Source organism: Thiosocius teredinicola (assembly GCF_002009425.1).
In the GTDB taxonomy this organism is placed as follows: Bacteria; Pseudomonadota; Gammaproteobacteria; order Chromatiales; family Chromatiaceae; genus Thiosocius; species Thiosocius teredinicola.
Genome location: NZ_CP019936.1, coordinates 1279011 through 1298954, shown reverse-complemented (window position 1 = coordinate 1298954; position 19944 = coordinate 1279011). Strand labels below are relative to the sequence as shown.

The following is a 19944-nucleotide window of genomic DNA, read 5'->3' as shown; positions in this document are numbered from 1 at the left end:
GCCGCTCAAGTCACCTCGGCGACGATCGGCAGGATGTCTTCGATCAAGTGGTTGCGCGGTCCGCGCACCAGGTAGACGGCATAGGCCGGGTGTTCGATGCGCGGCGCATCGGCAACTGCATACAAGCGCCCGGCAGCGATCTCGTCGGCCGCCATGTTGTCGGGCAGATAGGCGCTGCCACCCAGTGCGCGCAGATAGCCCAATGCCATGCTGGCCGTCGCCAGCCGGGTATGCGGCTCGGGCGCGTCGGGAAACAGGCGGCGGTGGGTGAGCGCATGCGCGAGTCCCCAATCGACCATCAGGTAACCCTCCCCGAGCGCATCGTCCACGCGCTGTTGCGGACGACTGGAGACCAGCCTCAGATCGACAGTCGCCACTTGGCGAATGTTGAGCACGTCGAGTTGCGCCGGTTCGAGAGTGAAGCCGAGATCGAGGATGCCGTCGAGGATGCGACGTGCCAGCACGTCGGGGGTCTGTGACTCGGCGATGATGGCCAGCTGCGGATGGCGCGCACGCACCGCCCACAGCCAGTCGTGCAGAAACATGTCCCACAACCGCAGACCACCGCCGAACGACAACTGGCGGTCGGCGCCGCCGGCCGTGACGTCCTGCCGCGCCTTGCGCCACGCCGAGATCATGAGGTCGGCGTGGCGTGCAAAACGGTGGCCTTCGGGCGTCAGGCGGATGTCGCGCTTGATGCGGTCGAACAGCCTGACGCCGAGGGTCGTTTCCAATGACTTGATACGCGCGCTGACGGCGGCCTGCGTCAGGTGCAGGGCTTCAGCGGCCTGACCGAAATGACGCAACCGGGCGACTTCGAGAAAGGTTCTGAACAGCTCGATATCCATGCCGTCATGATAAAAATTATTTTCTTAATCGACAATTATTAATAGTTAGATTGATCGAAAGATCCCGCCTAGGATACCGCCCCTTTAACGCAGAACCGGGGAGGCGGGATGACACAAAACAAGAATAATCAGAGCCTTGGCAGCAAATCAGACAACGAACTGGTGGCCATTCTGCAGGCCAGGACGGGGCAGACGCAGACCGCGTTCGCCGCACTGATCGGGCGCTACCGGGCCGACCTGTTGCGACGTTGCAACGCCCGCCTGGGCAATCGCGCCGACGCCGAGGACGCCGTGCAGGAGACGCTGGTGCGGGCGTTTCGCGGCGCCCTGCGATTTCGCGGTGATGCCTGCTTTCGAACCTGGCTGTACGCGATCGCCGACAACCAGTGCAACACGCTCTACAGACGCCGCGCGAACCGCATGCTCAGCGATCACGTACGTGCGCTGATTGCGCTCGATTACGAGTCGCACGACGAGGCCGCACGGCACGACACCGGCCTGATCGACACGGTGCGCGAAACGCTCGACGAGTTGCCGCACGGGGCGTCTGATGTGCTGCTGTTGCGCTTCTACAGCGACCTCTCGATCGAGGACATCGCCACCACGCTCGGCATCGGACTGAGCGCGGCGAAGATGCGTCTTTATCGCTCGATTGCGCTTTTCAGGTCGCTGATCTGCGCCGGCGTCAATGAGATGCCGGCGTAACACTGCGCCCGGCATGTGACGCCGAGCGAACGCGAAGGGTCTAAGCCTTAAAACCACAGAGGAGCAAGCAACGATGAAAATCGCAATCCTTTCCCGCAACCCCAAGCTGTACTCCACGCGACGCCTGGTCGAGGCAGCGCAACAACGCGGACATGAGGTCGAGGTGCTCGACGTGTTGCGCTGTTACATGAACATCACGTCGAACAAACCCGGCGTGCATTACAAGGGCCAGGAGATCTCCGGGTTCGATGCGGTCATCCCGCGTATCGGTGCTTCGGTGACCTTCTACGGCACGGCGGTACTGCGCCAATTCGAGATGATGGGCACCTTTCCGCTGAACGAGTCCGTGGCAATTTCACGCTCGCGCGACAAACTGCGCTCGCTGCAGCTGCTGTCGCGCAAGGGTGTCGGCCTGCCGGTCACCGGATTTGCCCACAAGCCCGACGACGTCGAAGACCTGATCAAGATGGTCGGCGGCGCACCCCTGGTCATCAAGCTGCTCGAAGGCACACAGGGTATCGGCGTGGTGCTGGCGGAAACGCACAAGGCTGCCGAAAGCGTTATCGAGGCCTTCATGGGCCTGCAGGCGAACATCCTGGTGCAGGAGTTCATCAAAGAGGCCGGCGGTGCCGACATTCGTTGCTTCGTTATCGGCGACAAGGTCGTGGCGGCGATGAAGCGCCAGGGCAAAGAAGGTGAGTTCCGTTCCAACCTGCATCGCGGCGGATCGGCCAGCCTGATCCGGATCACCCCGGAAGAACGCTCAACCGCGGTGCGTGCGGCCAAGACCATGGGGCTCAACGTTGCCGGTGTAGACCTGTTGCGTTCGAACCATGGCCCTGTCGTCATGGAGGTCAACTCCTCGCCCGGCCTCGAAGGCATCGAAAAGGCCACCGAAAAGGACATCGCCGCGATCCAGATCCAGTTCATCGAGAAACGTCTGGCCGAGGCCGGCAAATCCGGCAGCCTGACCAAGACGCGGGGACGAGGCTGAACAAGGTGCGTAAGGCGTTTGAAATTGCCGGCACCCGGGTTGCGCCCGGCGCGCGCGACCTGATCGACCTGCCGATGCCCAAGCTCAGTTCGCATACCAATCTGAGCATGCCGGTGCACGTGGTGCATGGCAGACGCGACGGTCCGACGCTGTTCGTCAGCGCGGCGGTGCACGGCGACGAGTTGAACGGTATCGAGGTCATCCGTCGCGTGCTCGCGAACAAATCCGTCAACAAGCTCAAGGGCACGCTGGTGGCGGTGCCCGTGGTCAACGCCTACGGCGTGATCCATGAAAGCCGCTACCTGCCCGATCGACGGGATCTGAACCGCTCGTTTCCTGGCTCGGAGCAGGGCTCGCTGGCGGCGCGACTGGCGAATCTGTTCATGGAGGAGATCGTCAAGCGCTGCACGCACGGAATCGATCTGCACACCGGTGCGATTCACCGCACCAATCTGCCGCAGATCCGCGCCAACCTGGATGATGCGGACACGGCCCGGTTGGCGCACGCATTCGGCGTTCCGGTGGTGCTCAACGCGCAGATCCGCGATGGATCGCTGCGTGCGTCGGCGAGCGAACTGGGCATCCCCATGTTGTTGTACGAAGCCGGCGAAGCACTGCGCTTCGACGAGGTATCGATACGCGCCGGGGTGGTCGGCGTCATCAACGTGATGCGCGAACTGGGCATGTTGCCCGCGTCCAAACGACGCCGCGGTGCGTCGCGCGAGCCGTTCGTTGCACGCCGCAGCGGTTGGGTACGCGCGCCGCAGAGCGGCATGCTGAGCGCGATCGTGGCGTTGGGCACGCGCGTCAGCAAGGGCGAGACGCTCGGCTATATCGACGACCCCTACGGCGGCAACCGCTACCAGGTCCAGTCGAATGCCGAAGGCGTGGTTATCGGCAAGCTCGAACTCCCCTTGGTGCACGAAGGCGACGCCGTGTACCACATCGCCCGGTTCAGCGATGACATCGACGACGTGGCCGAAGAGGTCGAGGCCTTCCATGCCGACTACGCGGACGCCATCTCGCCCAACGGCGTCGCCGGTTGATTGCCTGGTAATACGCATGGTTTCGATCGCCTTGTTCAACCAAGCTGCGGCCTATGCCGACCGCGGTCGAAGGCGGATGATGTGCGAACCGCGTCACCTCACTGCCGATCGGCAAAAAAGGTAGCGCGCGGCAAAAACTTTCCCGACGGCGATCTGCCTAAGGTCGGCATGACCATGGTGAAACGCCTTCTGCTGTCCACGATCGGCTTGATGCTGCTGACGATCACATCGTCGGCCCCTGCCGAGCCCGTGGACTTCACACTCAGCGACATCGACGGCAAACCCGTAAAACTGTCCGACTACCGCGGCGACTGGGTCTTCGTGAATTTCTGGGCAGCCTGGTGCAGCCCCTGCGTGCGCGAGTTGGCGGAACTTGCCGACTTCCAAAAAGCCAATCCGCAGGTCACGGTCTTGGGGATCAATTTCGAAGCGACAACGGCCGAGGCGTCACGTCGGTTTCTGCAGGGCATGGGTATCGGTTTTACCAATCTCAAGATCGGTACCCAGCCGCTGGTGCCGTTCGAACCCCTGGAAGGTCTGCCGACCACGGTGATCGTCGACCCGGATGGCGAGATGATCGAGCGGCACACCGGACCGTTGACCAGCGAATCGCTACAGCACATCTTCGATCGGCTGCACCGATACTGAGCCGTCGCGCCGTCGCTCGCGGACAGGTAATCGCCAGTCACTCGCCAGCCCATCCGAATATTCGTGCATCAGCATTTATTTGTGCAGCGGGAAGGATTTTCCCGAATTTTTCTCCTAGTGCCGATGTGTGAATCACACCCCAATATCTTGTGTTTGCCGATGCACAAACATTGGGCATCTTTAAGTTCCTGAATGGCTTGGAAAAGCTCTACTTCTTAGCCGTTTTTCCACAGGCAACACACATATTCCACACCCTTTTCCACAGCTTTTATACACAAGATGTTGTGGTTGACACTTGGGAATCAGCGTATATATTGTGCTTCGTGCGGATGCATGCAGTACGTCGGCGGTGTCCCTGCCCGATCGCGCAAAGCGGTCTGTCCGCATACAAGAACACACACCCAAGGAGGAGCCTGATGGCAACCGAAGTGACGCATTCCAATGGCGGTGCAGAGAGCATTGCTGTTCCCCCGCGTGAAGCCGATAAGGTCAGCGCCGGTCCGGATATCCAGGCCAACGCGCCGGGCGAGCTGCGCGTCATCCGACGCAACGGCAAGGTCACCAACTTCGATGCCAACAAGATCGCCGTGGCGATGACCAAGGCGTTCCTCGCGGTCGAGGGTGGCAGCGCCGCCGCGTCGCGCCGGGTGCACGACTTGGTGCAGCAACTCACCGAACAGCTCAGCGATGCCGTGGTGCGCCGTAATCCGGCTGGCGGCACCATCCATATCGAAGACATCCAGGACCAGGTCGAACTGGCCCTGATGCGCTCGGGCGAACACAAGGTGGCCCGCGCCTACGTGCTGTACCGCGAGGAACAAAAACGCAAGCGCGCCGAAGAAAAGGCCAAGAAACAGGCCGACGCCCCGGCCGAGCACCTGATCAACGTCACCCTCGACGACGGCAGCAAGCGTCCGCTGGACACCGAGCGCCTGCGCAAGCTGGTCACCGAGGCATGCAACGGCCTCGAGGCCGTAACCGTCGAATCGATCCTCGACGACACCTGCCGCAACCTGTTCGACGGCGTCAAGGAACGTGACGTGTCGCAGGCGCTGGTGATGAGTGCACGCACGCTGATCGAGAAAGAGCCGAACTACTCCTACGCCGCCGCGCGCCTGTTGATGGACATGCTGCGCCGCGAGGCACTCGGCTTCCTGCAGATGGATACCAATGTCGCCACCCAGCAAGAGATGGGCGACTGCTACAGCACCTACTTCAGCAACTACATCAAGCGCGGCGCCGACCTCGAACTGCTCGACAAGCGCCTCGCGCAATACGACCTCGAGCGCCTGGGCGCGGCACTGAACGCCGAGCGCGATCTGCAGTTCACCTACCTCGGCCTGCAGACGCTGTACGATCGCTACTTCATCCATTCCGACAACGTGCGCTTCGAACTGCCGCAGGCGTTCTTCATGCGCGTCGCGATGGGCCTGGCGATCAACGAGATCGACCGTGAAGGCCGTGCGATCGAGTTCTACAACCTGTTGTCGAGCTTCGACTTCATGAGTTCGACGCCAACCCTGTTCAACTCGGGCACGCTGCGCCCGCAGCTGTCGAGCTGCTACCTGACCACCGTGCCGGACAACCTCGACGGCATCTACGGCTCGATCAAGGACAACGCGCTGCTGTCGAAATTCGCCGGCGGCCTGGGCAACGACTGGACCCGCGTGCGCGGTATGGGCGCCCACATCAAAGGCACCAACGGCAAGTCGCAGGGCGTCGTTCCCTTCTTGAAGGTCGCCAACGATACCGCGGTCGCGGTCAACCAGGGCGGCAAGCGCAAGGGCGCGGTATGCGCCTACCTCGAAACCTGGCACATCGATGTCGAGGAATTCCTCGACCTGCGCAAGAACACCGGTGACGACCGTCGCCGCACGCACGACATGAACACCGCCAACTGGATTCCGGACCTGTTCATGAAACGCGTCGCCGAAGACGGCAGCTGGACGCTGTTCTCGCCGGACGAAACCGCCGACCTGCACGACCTGACCGGTCGCGCCTTCGAAGATGCCTACACGCGTTACGAAGACAAGGCCGAACGCGGCGAGATGCGCGTCGCCAAGAAGATCAAGGCGAACGACCTGTGGCGCAAAATGCTCGGCATGCTGTTCGAGACGGGCCACCCATGGATCACCTTCAAAGACCCGTGCAACATCCGCTACACCAACCAGCACATCGGTGTCGTGCACAGCTCGAACCTGTGCACCGAGATCACGCTGCACACCAACGACAACGAGATCGCGGTATGTAACCTGGGCTCGGTGAACATCTCGGCTCACGTCGACGAGAACGGCCTGAACATCGACAAGCTCGAAAAGACCGTGAGCACCGCGATGCGCATGCTCGACAACGTTATCGAGTACAACTACTACAGTGTGCCGCAGGCGCGTAACTCGAACCTGCGTCACCGCCCGGTCGGTCTCGGCATCATGGGCTTCCAGGACGCGCTGTACAAAGTGCGCATGCCGTACGCCAGCCAGGAAGCGGTCGACTTCGCCGATCGCACGATGGAAGCGGTGTCGTACTTCTCGATCAAGGCGTCGACCGATCTGGCCGAAGAGCGCGGCCGTTACCACAGCTTCGAAGGCTCGCTGTGGAGCCAGGGCGTGCTGCCGATCGATTCGCTCGAGCGTCTCGGCGAAGAACGCGGCAACTACCTGCAGGTCGATGACAGCCGCACCCTCGATTGGGACAACCTGCGTAATCGCGTCACCACGGTCGGCATGCGTAACAGCAACACGATGGCGATCGCACCGACCGCAACCATTTCGAACATCTGCGGTGTCAGCCAGTCGATCGAACCGACCTACCAGAACCTGTTCGTCAAATCGAACCTGTCGGGCGAGTTCACCGTGGTCAACCCGTACCTGGTGCACGACCTCAAGAAACTCGATCTGTGGGATTCGGTGATGGTCAACGACCTCAAGTACTACGACGGTTCGGTACAACCGATCAATCGCATCCCTGAAGACCTCAAAGCGCTGTACGCCTCGGCGTTCGAGATCGATGCGCGCTGGCTGGTCGAGGCCGCGAGCCGCCGCCAGAAGTGGATCGACCAGGCACAGAGCCTGAACCTGTACATGTCGGAGCCGTCCGGCAAGAAGCTCGACAACCTGTACAAGCTGGCCTGGGTACGTGGCCTGAAAACCACCTACTACCTGCGCTCGATGGGCGCGACCCATGTCGAGAAATCGACCATGGACGACAGCAGCAAGGCCAACAAGCTCAATGCGGTCGGCGGCAACTTCGTCATGGCATCGAGTGACGCAGGCAGCAGCGCACCCAAGGCGTGCAGCATCCTCGATCCGGATTGCGAAGCCTGCCAATAACACGCCCGGCGAAACGAACAGGAGTCATACAGCATGTTGAATTGGGACGATCCACTCGCACCTGTCAGTCAGCCGAAGGCGCCCGCACCGGCCATCAACCCGGTGTTCGACGACGTCGACGATCAAGCGGTAGCAGTCGAACAACCTCAGCCGCAGAAAGCCAAGGCCAAACCGATCAAGGTCGAAAAGCCTGCACCGCAGGTCGACCTGCGCCCGGTCAACCCGGACGACAAGCGCGTGATCAACGGCATGGCCGACATCAATCAGTTGGCGCCGTTCAAGTACCCGTGGGCGTGGGAATACTTCCTGAACGCCAACCGCAACCACTGGACGCCGCTGGATATCAGCATGGCGCAGGACGTACACGACTATCACCACAAGCTGACGCTCGAAGAGCGCCATGTGTATGAGAACGTGTTGTCGTACCTGACCACCTCCGACATCCTGGCGATGCGCAACATCGGCCTGGCCGTGATGGAAAAGATGTCGGCGCCCGAGTTGCAGATCTATCAGGCGCGTCAGGTATACGAAGAGTCGCTGCATACCTGGACCTACCAGCACTGCATCGAGACGATCGGCCTGAACCAGAGCGAGATCTATAACCGCTACCGCGTGGTACCGGAGATCAACGGCAAGATCCAGATCGCCAACCGTCGTCTGAACTCGATCCTGCGCAACGACATCGATCTGACCGATCGTGACGAGTTGCAGAACTTCCTGATGGCCTACATCTTCTTTGCGGGCATCTTCGAAGGCTGCTGGTTCTACAACGGCTTCAGCCCGATCTTCGCCTTGCAGCGTCGTGGCCTGATGAAAGGCACGGCCGAACAGCTGCAATACATCATGCGCGACGAGGTGCTGCATGCCTCGTTCGGTATCCGCGTCGCCAAGCAGATCATGCTCGAAGAAAAGATCAAGCCGGAACCCAAGGCGATTGCCGAGATGTGGGCCGAGTGCGAGGCCGCCGAAGAGGCCTACGCCGGTTACATTCTGCGCGACCCGATCCTCGGTTACAGCAAAGAGGATCACGTCGGCCAGTTCCGCTTCATCGCCAACCGACGTGCGCGCAGCCTCGGTCTCGACGAACCCTACCCGGGCGCCGAACCGACCCTGAGCTGGCTCGACGAACAGGCCAACCTGCGCAAAGAGAAAAACTTCTTCGAAACCCGCGTAACGGAATACCAGGCCGGCGGGTTGAAGTGGGACTGACACCCCGCGCAATAACACGGAAATAACAGGTCAATGCTGGAGGGGCCTCGAGAACCCTCGCCCGACATTTACGTAATGTCATAGACCACCACCCTAGGGTGATTGCGGTCACTCCAGCACCATACATTGCGGCCGGGTCGCCGACGCCCGGTCGATGAGAGGGCGCTGCCGACGTGTGCAGCGACACAGGTGTAACGACCAGGGGGAACAATGTTGAATTGGGAAGACCCACTCAAGAGCAGCGCCGTACCGCGGAAGCCGAAGCGCACGCCACCCCCACCGAGTGAAGCCAGCGATGTTGCGGTGGCGGACTCGGGGTCTGAACCTGTCGCTATCAAACAGCGCCCGCACGCCGGCGACGGACTGGTCGACAACACCCGTTTGATGGCTACCGCCGGTGCGGCACCGACCGTTGATCCCAACCCGAGCGTGGTCAGCGAGCCGCCGGGCAACTACGACGGCGACGCAGAGACCGGCGCCACCGGTCTCGAATCGCTGCAGATGGGCGCTGGCCGGATCCGTGTCGACGACAAGAAGATCATCAACTGCCGCGCCGATCTGAATCAATTGGTGCCGTTCAAATACGAATGGGCCTGGCAGAAGTATCTCGACGGTTGCGCCAACCACTGGATGCCGCAAGAGATCAACATGAACGCCGACATCCATCTGTGGAAAGACCCCAATGGCCTGACCGATGACGAGCGCTCGATCATCAAACGCAACCTGGGCTTTTTCTCGACCGCCGATTCGCTGGTCGCCAACAACCTGGTGCTGGCGGTCTATCGCCACATCACCAATCCCGAATGCCGCCAGTACCTGCTGCGCCAGGCGTTCGAAGAGGCACTGCATACCCACGCCTACCAGTACGTGATCGAATCGCTCGGTCTCGATGAGGGCGAGGTTTTCAACATGTACCGCGAGGTGCCTGCGGTGGCGCGCAAAGCCGAGTGGGCCCTGCCGTTCACCCAACACCTGGCCGATCCGAACTTCAATACCGGTACGCCGGAGAACGATCAGAAACTGCTGCGTGAATTGGTCGCCTTTTATGTGATCTTCGAGGGCATCTTCTTCTATGTCGGCTTCACCCAGATCCTGAGCATGGGCCGGCGCAACAAGATGACCGGCACCGCGGAACAGTTTCAATACATCCTGCGCGACGAGTCGATGCACATGAACTTCGGCATCGATGTGATCAACCAGATCAAGCTGGAAAACCCGCAGTTGTGGAGCGACTCGTTCAAGCACGAGATCGTCGAGATGATCCGCGACGCCGTCGCGCTCGAAACCCAGTACGCCTACGACACAATGCCGCGCGGCATCCTCGGCCTGAACGCCCCGATGTTCGAGGAGTACCTGCAGTTCATCGCCAATCGCCGCTGCGCCCAGATCGGTCTGCCGGAACAGTTTCCCGGCGCGACCAACCCCTTCCCATGGATGTCGGAAGTGCTCGACCTGAAGAAGGAAAAGAATTTCTTCGAAACACGGGTAACCGAATACCAGACCGGCGGCGCGCTGAACTGGGATTGATCCAAATACGAACAACGCGGGGTGAGTCATGCAGTGCCATCAATGCCATAGCGAGATGCAACTGACTGAACGAGTTGCCGAAGGCCGTGCCGAACAGCGCTGGTATCAGTGCCCGGTGTGTGCCGCACACCATACGATCTCGCAACCGCATGAGGCATGCCTCAAACGCATCGGCAACCTGCAACGCTGCAGCAGCGAATGGCCGCAGCCGGCGCGACTGGTACGCAACTTCACCTGATCTGGTTTCTACCGACTTCTCCAGCAGAAGGCGTGGGCATCGGGAAATAAGCGACACGGACGGTCGCCACTAGAAAAGCTGTATCTATTGGCCACGCCTTTCCGGGCGTGGCTTTTTCTTTGCCTGAAACGAATCCAACGCCTATCGGTCGGCCGCCTGCCGACGACATTTCCACTTATTTTTCGCGCCAATCGGCCGCTATTCGACGCATAGACCGCCAGCGATGCCACCACGCCATGAGCACTTCGCCGAGAAAAGCGTTCAACGATACGCACCCTACAATTTCGATTGCGCGCATGGAGCAGCTGCTCCAGTTGCAGCGCGACGTGCTGAAAATGATCGCGCTCGGCAGCCCGAGCAGCGACATCCTCGACCAATTGTGCCGCCTGTCCGAGGCCATGGTGCCGAACTCGGTGGCGTCGATCATGCTGCTCGATGAGCAGGGCCTGCACCTCGAGGTGCGCGCCGCACCGAGCATCCCGGCGGCCGGCGTCGCCGCGCTCAACGGCCTGCAACCCGGGCCACAGGCAGGTTCGTGCGGCACCGCGGTATTCGGCCGCAAACCGGTGTATGTCACCAACGTCTACGAAGATGCCCGCTGGGCAGGTCTGCTCGATTTCGCCACTCAGTTCGATCTGCACGCCTGCTGGTCGATGCCGATCGCCATCTGGGACAACGAGGTGGTCGGCTCGTTCGCCCTGACCAGCTTCGAGAAGCGCCCGCCCGACGCGTTTCACAAGCGCCTGCTCGACACCGCCAGTTATCTTGCCGGCATCGTGATCGAACGCGAACTGCAGTCGCAGCAACTGCTATCGGCCAACATCGCGTTCGAGCATATGCGCGAAGGCGTTATGGTGACCGACGCCAACTATCGGATCATCCAGGTCAATCGCGCGTTCGAACGCATCACCGGTTTCAGCGCGGCAGAAGCGATCGGTCAGACGCCCAAGATTCTGCAGTCGGGCCGGCAGCCACGCGAGTTTTACCGAGACTTCTTTCGTACGCTCGAGCGTACCGGCGAATGGCGGGGCGAGATCTGGAACCGCCGCAAGAACGGCGATATCTATCCGCAATGGCTGTCGGTGAAATCGGTTACCGACGCCGATGGCCGGGCACATACCCATGTCGCGGTCTTCGCCGACATCACCGACACCAAGGACTCGGAGAAGAAACTGTGGCAGATGGCGCACTACGATGCGCTAAGCAACCTGCCCAATCGCCTGTTGCTCAACATCCGTCTCGAACACGCGATTGCCCGCGCACAGCGTGCCGGTTCGCAGGCCGCCGTGTTGTTCATCGACCTCGACCGTTTCAAGAACATCAATGACTCGCTTGGTCACCAGGCGGGCGACGAACTGTTGCAGGTGGTTGCACAACGCCTGCGCGATGCGGTGCATAGCGACGATACCGTGGCGCGACTCGGCGGCGACGAGTTCGTGATCCTGCTCGAAGACCTGAAAGATGCCGACGCCCTGCGACGCGTCGCAGAACGTATCAACAAAACCCTCAGCGACCCGATTCAGCTACGCGGTAAATCACTGGTCGCCACGGCGAGCATCGGAATCGGCCGCTACCCCGACGATGCCCGCGATGCGGAGTCGCTGGTGCAGCACGCCGACGCCGCCATGTACCGCGCCAAAACGCTTGGGCGCAACCGAATCGCGTATTATTCGCCGACCCTGACCGCAGAGATCCAGGCGCGGCTGGAACTGGAACACGACCTGCGCCAGGCATTGAAGAACGACGAATTTGAACTGCACTACCAGCCGCAGTTCTCGGCCGAGGATGGGCATCTGGTGGCCCTCGAGGCCCTGCTCCGCTGGCGACACCCGGTACATGGCCAAGTCTCGCCCGACCGCTTCATACCGATCGCGGAAGAGACCGGCCTGATACGCGAAATCGGTTGCTGGGTAACGGAAGTGGCCTGTGCGCAGACGATGCAGTGGCACGCCATCGCCGAGCGGCCGTTTACCCTCGCGGTAAACCTGTCGCCTTATCAGTTGCAGGGCGATTGCGGTGTACGGTTGATGGAGGTTCTGTCGAAAACAGGCCTGCCCCCGGAATGGTTCGAATTCGAGGTGACCGAGACGCTGCTGGTCGAAGACGGCGGTCTGGCGCTCAGTCAACTGACGCAGATGCGCGAGGAATGCGGCATGAAGATCGCCATGGACGACTTCGGCACCGGCCATTCATCGCTCAGCCAGCTCAAGCTGCTGCCGATCGGCAAGCTCAAAATTGATCGCTCATTCATTGATGACCTGCCCAACGACCCGAACGACGCCGCCATCGTCAGAGCGGTGATCCTGATGGCGCACACGCTCGGCCTCACCGTGGTTGCCGAGGGCGTCGCCTCGATCGACCAGCATCGCTTCCTGTGCGACGCCGATTGCGATCATTTGCAAGGTTTCCTTTATTTTCAGCCGATGCCTGCCGAAACAATCACACAGTTACTAAAAAATGGCGAATTGGAGATTCCCCACACATGCAAAACCAGAGGACAGGAGTAAGCGTGACGGTACTCGGCATGCGCTACATCGGATTCACCATGCTGCTGCTCATGCTGCTCATTGAGCCCGCATTGGCCAACAAATTCGAGACCATCGGCGGTGGCGTGGCCGGCTCGTCCGGCATCAAGCGCGAGTGGTTGCAGAAGTTCTTCCTGGTCGCGGGCGGCATCAGCCTGTTCGGGGCCTTTCTCGCGGTCGTGGTGCCGCGCAACAACGCGCTGTTTCTGAACTTCCGCAACTGGAAGGCCTCGGCCGCCGTTCTGACGGTGCTGTCGATCATTTTCTTCGGTGCCGCCTTCCTGTTCTGAACACACGCTGCGCTGCCGGGCGGCTGCGTGAGAACGCGCCGCCAACCCTCGAAATTACACGTGGAATGAACCGCCACGGCTCGGTAAAGTAGCCCCTTGCTGCCGCATATCGGCGATCGGGGAACACATGCAGATCGAACACCTGGAGGCCCACTACGCGGGCATCATCGAAGGACTGGGAGAGAATCTCGACCGCGAAGGCCTGATCAAAACGCCCGAGCGTGCCGCCAAGGCCATGGCGTACCTGTGCCGCGGTTATAACCAGGATCTCAACTCCGTCGTCAACAATGCGGTATTCACGTCCGAAAACGATGACATGGTGATCGTCAAGGACATCGAGCTGTACTCCCTGTGCGAACACCATGTGCTGCCATTCATCGGCCGCGCGCATGTCGCCTATCTACCGCGCGGCAAGGTCATCGGCCTGTCGAAGATCGCGCGCATCGTCGATATGTATGCGCGCCGTCTGCAGATCCAGGAGAACCTCACGGTGCAGATTGCGGATGCAATCAGCGAGGTCATCAGCCCGGCCGGGGTCGCCGTGACCATCGAAGCCGAGCACCTGTGCATGAAGATGCGCGGCGTGGAAAAACAGAACTCGACGATGAAGACGTCGGTCATGCTCGGCACCTTCCGCGAATCCCAGGCTACCCGGATGGAGTATCTCCAGCTGATTGCCGATTGAGCGATCACCCTTGCCGAACGAACGCCGCAACAAGCGCCAGACCCAGCCGCTGCATCACACCCAACGGCCGGCCGCAGCCCAGCAGTCCCCCTCTTCCGAAGCGTTGCCCACGGTCGGCGACGACCCGGCCCTGCGCCGCCTGATACACCGTCGCACGATGGAACTGCTCGCCGAGGCAGAGCCGCTGTGCCGACGTCACCGGGCGCGCCTGCCAGCCCCCGAGATCCGCTTCGATCTGCGCGGCCAGGCCGCCGGCCAGGTGCAGTGGCAGCGGCGCAAGGCTGTGCTGCGGTACAACCTGGAGATCGCGCGACGCCACACAGCGGACTTTCTCGCCACCACCGTCACCCACGAGGTGGCGCACCTGGTTACGACAGCCTGCCACGGCCGGGTACGCCCACACGGCGAAGAATGGCGCGCGGTCATGGCGTACTTCGGGATCGACCAACCCAGCCGCTGCCACGATTACACGCTCGAAGAGGCCGGTATCAAGCGCCAGCGTCGCTGGCCGTATCGCTGCGATTGCCGCGATCACGCGTTGAGCACCACGCGCCACAATCGCGCGCGCACCGGCAGCGCAATCTACCACTGCCGGTATTGCGGCAGCGCTCTGCGCCCGACCGAGAGTGCGGATGACTGAAAGTTGCCGGCAGAGCCCATCACGGTCACCGGTTTGCGTTCGGCCGCTCGTGCAATACCCTATGCCCAACAAACACCTTCAGGAGTGTCGACAATGAGCCAGAAATACCCAGCGTTGGACTTCCAGAGTATGCCGGTCGGTGCTGGCTATTCGCGACCCGAGCAGCAATTTCCGGGCGGCCTGACGGTCGACAGTCCGGCGGTCGAGGCCATGACCGACCTGCGCAGGGTCACTGCCTTGACCGTTGAACGCACCAACACCCTGGCAGCCACCCGCGAACGTATGAAGAAACTCGGTGTGCGCATGTTGTTGGTAACCGGGGCAACCGGTGCGGTGATGGGCGTGATCACGGTAACCGACCTCGACAGCGGTCGGCCGGAGAAGATCGCCTCAAAGACGGGTGAGCAACCCGAAGAGCTGTTGGTGCAGGACATCATGACGCTGCGCGGACGGATCGAGGTGCTGACGCTGGCGGCTGTTGAAAAAGCCGTTGTCGGCCAGGTGCTATCGAGCCTGCGCGAAGCACAACGGCGACACGCCCTGGTGCTCGACAACGACGAGCACATCTGCGGCATCTTTTCGCTGACCCGGGTCTGCGGTCAGGTCGGCCTCGACATCCAGCCGGGCGAACCCATGCCGAAGATTGAGGCCGCGCTCAAGACTGTGCTCGATTGACGCAACGGCGCAATCAGGGGAAACGCGCGTCCAACCAGGCATTGACCGCGTCGAGCAGTTCGTTTTCCTCGCCTTCGAAGAAATGGTCGGCACCGTCGACCATCTGCTGCGTGTAGTCGCCCCCCGACTGCTTCGCCTGCGCGGCGCGCTGATCCGCACTGGCGAGCACTTCCGGCAGGTCTTCACTGCCGTACAGGTCGAACATCGGTAGCTTGTAGGTCGGCAGCTGCGCCAGCGAATCCATCGGCCCGCCGGCGATACCCCCCGACATACCGATGGCGACGAAGCCGTCTACCGGTTTCGGCGCCTCGCTGAGGTAATAGCTGGTCATCGTGGATCCCTGGCTGTGCGCGATCAGCACGATCTTGTCGAAACCCTTGTCTCGCAGATAATCGATCGCCGCATCCAGACGGCCCGGCACCCAATCGTAGATCTTGGCGTACTCGGCATGCTCGGCCTCGTTCGGCAGCACCGGCATCTGGATCGACAGGGTGTGCCAGCCGGACTGGGTCAACTCGACCCGCAGCGGCAATACAACCGTCGGCCAGTTCGGGTGCACCCCGGTTCCATGCATGACGATCGCCGCCTTGCGCAATTCGCCATCGGCACTTTCCGTTTCGATCGCCAGAAAGTCACCGCGGCCATCGTTGAGATAGACTGCCTCGCCATCGAGCAGCGCGTCGACCACCTGTTCGGCCCAACGCCCTTCCTTTTCCAGGTCGCTGGCGACGGCCGGGATCGTCAACATGGCGAGGGTTGCAAACAGCAAGGCGGTCAATTTCTGCATGGCAGATCTCCTGTCGTCACAAGATGCGGCTCAATCGTGGAATGTACCCGGCGGTCATGCGCCGCACGCTGAACAATGCCGATTCGCGGCATGGCATGTCGAATTGCCATTGCGTCCAGCCGGTGTGTCGCTATCATCACATGGTAGCCGCCCACCGGCAAAGAACACGGAACCCAAGCCGATGGAAATCGCGTTGCTCGTCTTTCTGTTTCTGATCGGCACCGTAGCCAGTGCGATCCAGGCATTGAAGTATCTCGAACGCCGGCAGGGCGACCGGCAAGCGCATCACCGTAGTAAACAAGATTCAGGCGAATAGTCCCGCAGGCATGGCACCACCGCTGTTGTTCGACATCGTCGAATCTCCGACGCATCCCGACCTATCCGCACTCAGCGATACGCTGGGCTATCAGCGGCTGGCGTTCAACGGTCAGCGTAAAGCGATCGCCAAGATGAAACAGACACCGCCGGATGTCGTCGTCGCCGACTTCTTCTACGGCTATGGCAACAACTACGCCGGCGCCAACGTCAGCAACCTCGATGTCCTGCTACGCAGCCTGCAACGCTTCGCACCGGCATCGCGCGTCGTGATTCTTGCCGATCGCAGCGAGATTCGACACATCGACAAGCTCAAAGCACTGTTCAAACTGGATACCGTGGTCGCCCTGCCTGCGACATTGGCCGACCTCGAACAGGCCCTGACCTGAATTAATCTCTCAAGCCGACACCGACTGCTGCCGATAAAAGGGGATATGGCCTATCCCGCCGCGTGGAGCTGACTGCATGTCGGACGACAGTAAACGCCTGCTGATGGAGCTCGAACGCACCATGCGTTCGATCAATCGCGAGGTGATCAACCCCGAGATCCCCGAGCTGACGCTCGACGATCTGCGCCCTGTCTTGTGCTTGGTGGCGAACGCCCGGGCGCGCTACCTCAAGGCATTGATCGCCCTCGGCAACGATGCAGAAGACGGCCAGGCAAGCACCGACCAGCTCAAACAACTGGCGCGTTTACGCCTCGAGTACGACGAACTGGTGAATGGCGCCAGGGCGTTGGAGACCGCTATCCAGCGCGGCTACCTGGACGTCAATACGAACACGGCCTGATCGAGACCCCGGTATTCGACGCAAGTTTTCGCTGGAGACGCAAAGGCCTGGACATGCACACCTCTGCCCGGACACTCAGAACACGCGTTCGCCACGTCGCTCTCATCCTGTCACTGTTCGCAGTGTCGATGCCGGTATCGGCAAAGATGGAGGCGCTGAGCAGCAACATCCATGCGCGCGATCGCATCACCTGTGAGTTTCCGTTCAAGCTGGCCTTCGACTGCTCCAACTGGCAGGGCGCCACACGACCGATCGCGGTCGGCAACTACCGTCTGAAACTCGCGGCCGGACCGCAAGGCAAGACCATCTTCGTGTCGAAGGTCCGCCACGGACCCGATCACAACGGCTCGCGCTTTCGCTCACGCACCGCTATGGGAACACGCGAAACCCGCTCGTTGACCGCGATAGACCTGATCGGCAGAGCGCTCGCTGCCGAAGGCATCCGCCTGGAACGGATGCATCCACTGCGGCGCGGCGCACGCATCGACGGCTACTATCTCGAGTTCTCGGCCAATGCCTACGACTACCTGAAACAGTTCACGGTACTCGAATCCGAGCACTGGTTGCCCTAGTATTGCGATTGCATTCACCACGATACGTCGAACAACCACGATGTGGCATCTGTACCTCGTCCGGTGCGCCGACGGCTCGCTGTATACCGGCATCAGCACAGACGTGCAGCGTCGCTTCGACGCCCACCAGAACAACCGCGGCGCTCGCCGCCTGCGCGGACGCGGTCCGCTGCAATTGGTCTTTTCCCAGGCCGTAGGCGACCGGGGTGAGGCGCAGCGCGTCGAATACCAGGTAAAGAAACTCAGCAGGGTTCAGAAGGAACGCCTGATCCGTGGCGAGACCGCCCTCCCCTTGCCGACCGAGATCTCATCGCCAAGCGAGCATGCCGGTTAGGCGATATCCACCGTGCCAAGGGCCCCGCGCAGCAACGTGAGGCGTTCATGCAGTTGTTGTGGTTGATAGGCGACGGCCGGCGAATGTCCCCAGACCGGCCCGGGCCATGCAGGATCGTCATGCCGGCGCACGATGTGATGTACATGGAGTTGCGGCACCATGTTGCCGAGCGCACCGATATTGAGTTTTTCGCCATCGAAGCTGCGCATCAATACCTCACCGGCCAGGCACGATTCAGCAAGCAGCTGCTGCCGGTCGTCCGGGTTCAATTGGTAGATCTCGCGGATGTCTGCACGGCGGGGAACGAGCACCACCCAGGGATAGCGGCCATCGTTGAGCAACAGGACACGGCTCAGAGGCAGGTCACCGACCAATGCGCAATCGGCCGCCAGTTGCGAATGCAGGACGAACTCTTTCATAGGGTGTAGCTGGCCGCAGCGACGCCGTCAGGCCGATTCGGCAACGTCAGCGCTCAGGCTCGAATGTTTGCGATGATTGGAGATTGCCCCGCGACGCCGCGCCGGTCAATGCAGACGTCGGATCAAGCCGGTTAACGACCGGCGGTTTTGCGACGTCCGCTGAACAGGCCGAGGATACCGCCACGGCCGTGTTCCTTCTCCCACTGCTGGAGTTCCTTGATGACCTGGCGGCGCATCGTCAACACACTGCGCACCGTCTTGGCGCTATGAATGTCTTTGCGCAGCTGCTCCTGCGAATGCGGCGACGCCCAGGGCCCGCCGTTCTTCGCCTTGCGGATCAGTTTCTTGACCTGCTCCTGCAACACGCCTCGCAGGTGCTCGACGATGTCGGTCTCGGCATCCTGGCTGGTCTTGCCCGTCATACTCAGGATCAGCTTCTTGGCCTGGTCGGGATCGATCAGGCCGGCCGACACGCAGTCTTCGGCCAGCAGCTTCTGCGTCGGCTCACGTTCTTCTTTGAGCTTGTCTTCCATGCTCATCGGCTGCGGGGTATGGCGTGCCGGCGGCTTGGCTTTTTTGGCCGGTGCTTCGGCCGGCTTTTCCTCGGCGGCAGGCTGCTCGGTCATGTCATCGTAGAAGACCGGCTCTGCTTCGGCCTGCACCGCGTCTTGCGCTGCCGGCGTAACGGCATCCCCAGCCTGCTCCGCTGCTGCGGCGGCCGGTGCTGCGGATGCCCCGCCGCATGTGCCGGACCGCGCCTTGAGCGCAGCCTCCAACATGCCGAGCTGTTCGGCGATCAACGGACCGACATTGCCGAAGTTCACGTTGGCATCCGTGCGCATGCGCTGATGGACGACCGCGGATACGGCCTTGGTGCACACGTCGAGACAACGCGTGTTGCTCATACCAAGGCGCGTCAGCAGCATCATCACGCGGCCAGCAATGTTTATCTCGAGCGGGTCTTTCACGACGCAGCCGGATCTCTTATCGGAATTGTACTCACGGTTATCGGTCAAACATGCCAGAATCTTAAGCCTGACGATCGAATTAGAACCGTGGGGAATGGCCGTGTCACCGAATGCCGAAGGTACTTGCTGGTCGTGCGGCAACCACCTGGAAACCAGCCTTTACCAGCGAGAGGGCGAGTGCCCGCAGTGCCGCAAGCAGACGCACGTCTGTCGCAATTGCCGGTTCTTCGCGCCAGGCAGGGCCAACGACTGCGAAGAACCCATCGCGGAACCGGTAAAAGACAAGGACCGGGCCAATTTCTGCGACTACTTCGAGCCCAGCAGTGATGCCCACCAACCGGCGGCCGACCCCGATGCCCTGCGCGCGGCAGCCGATGATCTGTTCGACCTGTGACGCCACG

At 61.3% G+C, this 19944-nt stretch carries 22 protein-coding genes and 1 pseudogene; 19 read left to right on the top strand and 4 right to left on the bottom strand.

Going from position 1 to position 19944, the window contains the following annotated elements:
* Positions 1-5: 5 nt before the first annotated feature.
* On the bottom strand, positions 6-848 hold the full coding sequence (locus tag B1781_RS06400; RefSeq protein WP_078118863.1) for a LysR family transcriptional regulator: 843 nt from the start codon (positions 846-848) through the stop codon (positions 6-8).
* Positions 849-1010: 162 nt separating this feature from the next.
* Between B1781_RS06400 and B1781_RS06395 the strand changes: the two genes are divergently transcribed.
* From B1781_RS06395 to B1781_RS06335, 13 genes and pseudogenes are all read left to right on the top strand, one after another.
* Positions 1011-1553: an RNA polymerase sigma factor gene (locus B1781_RS06395; protein ID WP_164513281.1), complete on the top strand. Its 543-nt coding sequence runs from the start codon at positions 1011-1013 to the stop codon at positions 1551-1553.
* A gap of 73 nt (positions 1554-1626) precedes the next feature.
* Complete coding sequence (gene rimK / locus B1781_RS06390) at positions 1627-2547, top strand: 30S ribosomal protein S6--L-glutamate ligase (protein WP_078118861.1); 921 nt, start codon at positions 1627-1629, stop codon at positions 2545-2547.
* A 5-nt stretch (positions 2548-2552) separates the two neighbouring features.
* Positions 2553-3593: a succinylglutamate desuccinylase/aspartoacylase family protein gene (locus B1781_RS06385; protein ID WP_164513280.1), complete on the top strand. Its 1041-nt coding sequence runs from the start codon at positions 2553-2555 to the stop codon at positions 3591-3593.
* 168 nt (positions 3594-3761) lie between these two features.
* Complete coding sequence (locus tag B1781_RS06380; protein ID WP_078118860.1) at positions 3762-4241, top strand: TlpA family protein disulfide reductase; 480 nt, start codon at positions 3762-3764, stop codon at positions 4239-4241.
* A 521-nt stretch (positions 4242-4762) separates the two neighbouring features.
* Positions 4763-7570, top strand: a pseudogene (locus B1781_RS06375) (ribonucleoside-diphosphate reductase subunit alpha); the annotation flags it as partial.
* 33 nt (positions 7571-7603) lie between these two features.
* The gene (locus B1781_RS06370) at positions 7604-8779 is read left to right on the top strand and encodes a ribonucleotide-diphosphate reductase subunit beta (protein ID WP_078118858.1); all 1176 of its coding nucleotides are present in this window, start codon (positions 7604-7606) and stop codon (positions 8777-8779) included.
* Between the two features lie 210 nt (positions 8780-8989).
* Positions 8990-10306 (top strand): ribonucleotide-diphosphate reductase subunit beta, encoded by a 1317-nt coding sequence (locus B1781_RS06365; protein ID WP_078118857.1) that lies wholly within the window; start codon positions 8990-8992, stop codon positions 10304-10306.
* A 28-nt stretch (positions 10307-10334) separates the two neighbouring features.
* A complete protein-coding gene (locus B1781_RS06360) occupies positions 10335-10544 on the top strand; it encodes a hypothetical protein (protein ID WP_125931955.1) in 210 nt (69 codons plus the stop codon).
* A gap of 296 nt (positions 10545-10840) precedes the next feature.
* Positions 10841-13051: a putative bifunctional diguanylate cyclase/phosphodiesterase gene (locus B1781_RS06355; protein WP_164513279.1), complete on the top strand. Its 2211-nt coding sequence runs from the start codon at positions 10841-10843 to the stop codon at positions 13049-13051.
* The gene (locus B1781_RS06350; RefSeq protein ID WP_164513278.1) at positions 13027-13359 is read left to right on the top strand and encodes a hypothetical protein; all 333 of its coding nucleotides are present in this window, start codon (positions 13027-13029) and stop codon (positions 13357-13359) included. The genes B1781_RS06355 and B1781_RS06350 overlap by 25 nt, the downstream gene beginning before the upstream one ends.
* Before the next feature lie 127 nt (positions 13360-13486).
* On the top strand, positions 13487-14044 hold the full coding sequence (gene folE / locus B1781_RS06345; protein ID WP_078118853.1) for a GTP cyclohydrolase I FolE: 558 nt from the start codon (positions 13487-13489) through the stop codon (positions 14042-14044).
* Between the two features lie 10 nt (positions 14045-14054).
* Positions 14055-14684: a SprT family zinc-dependent metalloprotease gene (locus B1781_RS06340; RefSeq protein ID WP_078118852.1), complete on the top strand. Its 630-nt coding sequence runs from the start codon at positions 14055-14057 to the stop codon at positions 14682-14684.
* A 93-nt stretch (positions 14685-14777) separates the two neighbouring features.
* Positions 14778-15359 carry a CBS domain-containing protein gene (locus B1781_RS06335; protein WP_078118851.1) on the top strand — a complete coding sequence of 194 codons (582 nt, stop codon included), beginning with the start codon at positions 14778-14780 and terminating at the stop codon, positions 15357-15359.
* 13 nt (positions 15360-15372) lie between these two features.
* On the opposite strand, the gene B1781_RS06330 is transcribed toward B1781_RS06335, so the two are convergent.
* On the bottom strand, positions 15373-16146 hold the full coding sequence (locus B1781_RS06330; protein ID WP_078118850.1) for an alpha/beta fold hydrolase: 774 nt from the start codon (positions 16144-16146) through the stop codon (positions 15373-15375).
* Positions 16147-16327: 181 nt separating this feature from the next.
* On the opposite strand from B1781_RS06330, the gene B1781_RS23405 reads away from it, so the two are divergent.
* The 5 genes from B1781_RS23405 (at position 16328) to B1781_RS06305 (ending at position 18156) form a co-directional block, all read left to right on the top strand.
* Positions 16328-16462, top strand: a complete 135-nt coding sequence (locus tag B1781_RS23405; protein WP_334223897.1) for a hypothetical protein — start codon at positions 16328-16330, stop codon at positions 16460-16462.
* Positions 16463-16472: 10 nt separating this feature from the next.
* On the top strand, positions 16473-16850 hold the full coding sequence (locus B1781_RS06320; protein ID WP_078118848.1) for a hypothetical protein: 378 nt from the start codon (positions 16473-16475) through the stop codon (positions 16848-16850).
* A gap of 76 nt (positions 16851-16926) precedes the next feature.
* Complete coding sequence (locus tag B1781_RS06315) at positions 16927-17250, top strand: hypothetical protein (RefSeq protein ID WP_078118847.1); 324 nt, start codon at positions 16927-16929, stop codon at positions 17248-17250.
* Between the two features lie 128 nt (positions 17251-17378).
* Positions 17379-17822: a hypothetical protein gene (locus tag B1781_RS06310; protein WP_078118846.1), complete on the top strand. Its 444-nt coding sequence runs from the start codon at positions 17379-17381 to the stop codon at positions 17820-17822.
* Between the two features lie 40 nt (positions 17823-17862).
* Positions 17863-18156: a GIY-YIG nuclease family protein gene (locus B1781_RS06305; protein WP_078118845.1), complete on the top strand. Its 294-nt coding sequence runs from the start codon at positions 17863-17865 to the stop codon at positions 18154-18156.
* Here the strand turns inward: B1781_RS06305 and B1781_RS06300 are convergent.
* Complete coding sequence (locus tag B1781_RS06300) at positions 18153-18575, bottom strand: HIT domain-containing protein (RefSeq protein WP_078118844.1); 423 nt, start codon at positions 18573-18575, stop codon at positions 18153-18155. The two genes, B1781_RS06305 and B1781_RS06300, sit on opposite strands and share 4 nt — an antisense overlap.
* 131 nt (positions 18576-18706) lie before the next feature.
* Positions 18707-19543 (bottom strand): hypothetical protein, encoded by an 837-nt coding sequence (locus B1781_RS06295; protein WP_125931953.1) that lies wholly within the window; start codon positions 19541-19543, stop codon positions 18707-18709.
* Between the two features lie 100 nt (positions 19544-19643).
* Between B1781_RS06295 and B1781_RS06290 the strand changes: the two genes are divergently transcribed.
* Entirely contained in the window at positions 19644-19937 is a 294-nt protein-coding gene (locus B1781_RS06290; RefSeq protein WP_334223896.1) for a hypothetical protein, read from the top strand.
* Positions 19938-19944 lie beyond the last annotated feature (7 nt).

Bases quoted from the DNA above. Each gene is read 5' to 3' on its own strand.
- B1781_RS06310 (WP_078118846.1), top strand. From the start codon at position 17,379: ATGCCGGTATCGGCAAAGATGGAGGCGCTGAGCAGCAACATCCATGCG.
- B1781_RS06320 (WP_078118848.1), top strand. From the start codon at position 16,473: ATGGCACCACCGCTGTTGTTCGACATCGTCGAATCTCCGACGCATCCC.
- B1781_RS06305 (WP_078118845.1), top strand. From the start codon at position 17,863: ATGTGGCATCTGTACCTCGTCCGGTGCGCCGACGGCTCGCTGTATACC.
- folE (WP_078118853.1), top strand. From the start codon at position 13,487: ATGCAGATCGAACACCTGGAGGCCCACTACGCGGGCATCATCGAAGGA.
- B1781_RS06400 (WP_078118863.1), bottom strand. From the start codon at position 848: ATGGATATCGAGCTGTTCAGAACCTTTCTCGAAGTCGCCCGGTTGCGT.
- B1781_RS06335 (WP_078118851.1), top strand. From the start codon at position 14,778: ATGAGCCAGAAATACCCAGCGTTGGACTTCCAGAGTATGCCGGTCGGT.
- B1781_RS23405 (WP_334223897.1), top strand. From the start codon at position 16,328: ATGGAAATCGCGTTGCTCGTCTTTCTGTTTCTGATCGGCACCGTAGCC.
- B1781_RS06350 (WP_164513278.1), top strand. From the start codon at position 13,027: ATGCAAAACCAGAGGACAGGAGTAAGCGTGACGGTACTCGGCATGCGC.
- B1781_RS06365 (WP_078118857.1), top strand. From the start codon at position 8,990: ATGTTGAATTGGGAAGACCCACTCAAGAGCAGCGCCGTACCGCGGAAG.
- B1781_RS06315 (WP_078118847.1), top strand. From the start codon at position 16,927: ATGTCGGACGACAGTAAACGCCTGCTGATGGAGCTCGAACGCACCATG.
- rimK (WP_078118861.1), top strand. From the start codon at position 1,627: ATGAAAATCGCAATCCTTTCCCGCAACCCCAAGCTGTACTCCACGCGA.
- B1781_RS06330 (WP_078118850.1), bottom strand. From the start codon at position 16,146: ATGCAGAAATTGACCGCCTTGCTGTTTGCAACCCTCGCCATGTTGACG.
- B1781_RS06370 (WP_078118858.1), top strand. From the start codon at position 7,604: ATGTTGAATTGGGACGATCCACTCGCACCTGTCAGTCAGCCGAAGGCG.
- B1781_RS06360 (WP_125931955.1), top strand. From the start codon at position 10,335: ATGCAGTGCCATCAATGCCATAGCGAGATGCAACTGACTGAACGAGTT.
- B1781_RS06300 (WP_078118844.1), bottom strand. From the start codon at position 18,575: ATGAAAGAGTTCGTCCTGCATTCGCAACTGGCGGCCGATTGCGCATTG.
- B1781_RS06355 (WP_164513279.1), top strand. From the start codon at position 10,841: ATGGAGCAGCTGCTCCAGTTGCAGCGCGACGTGCTGAAAATGATCGCG.
- B1781_RS06380 (WP_078118860.1), top strand. From the start codon at position 3,762: ATGACCATGGTGAAACGCCTTCTGCTGTCCACGATCGGCTTGATGCTG.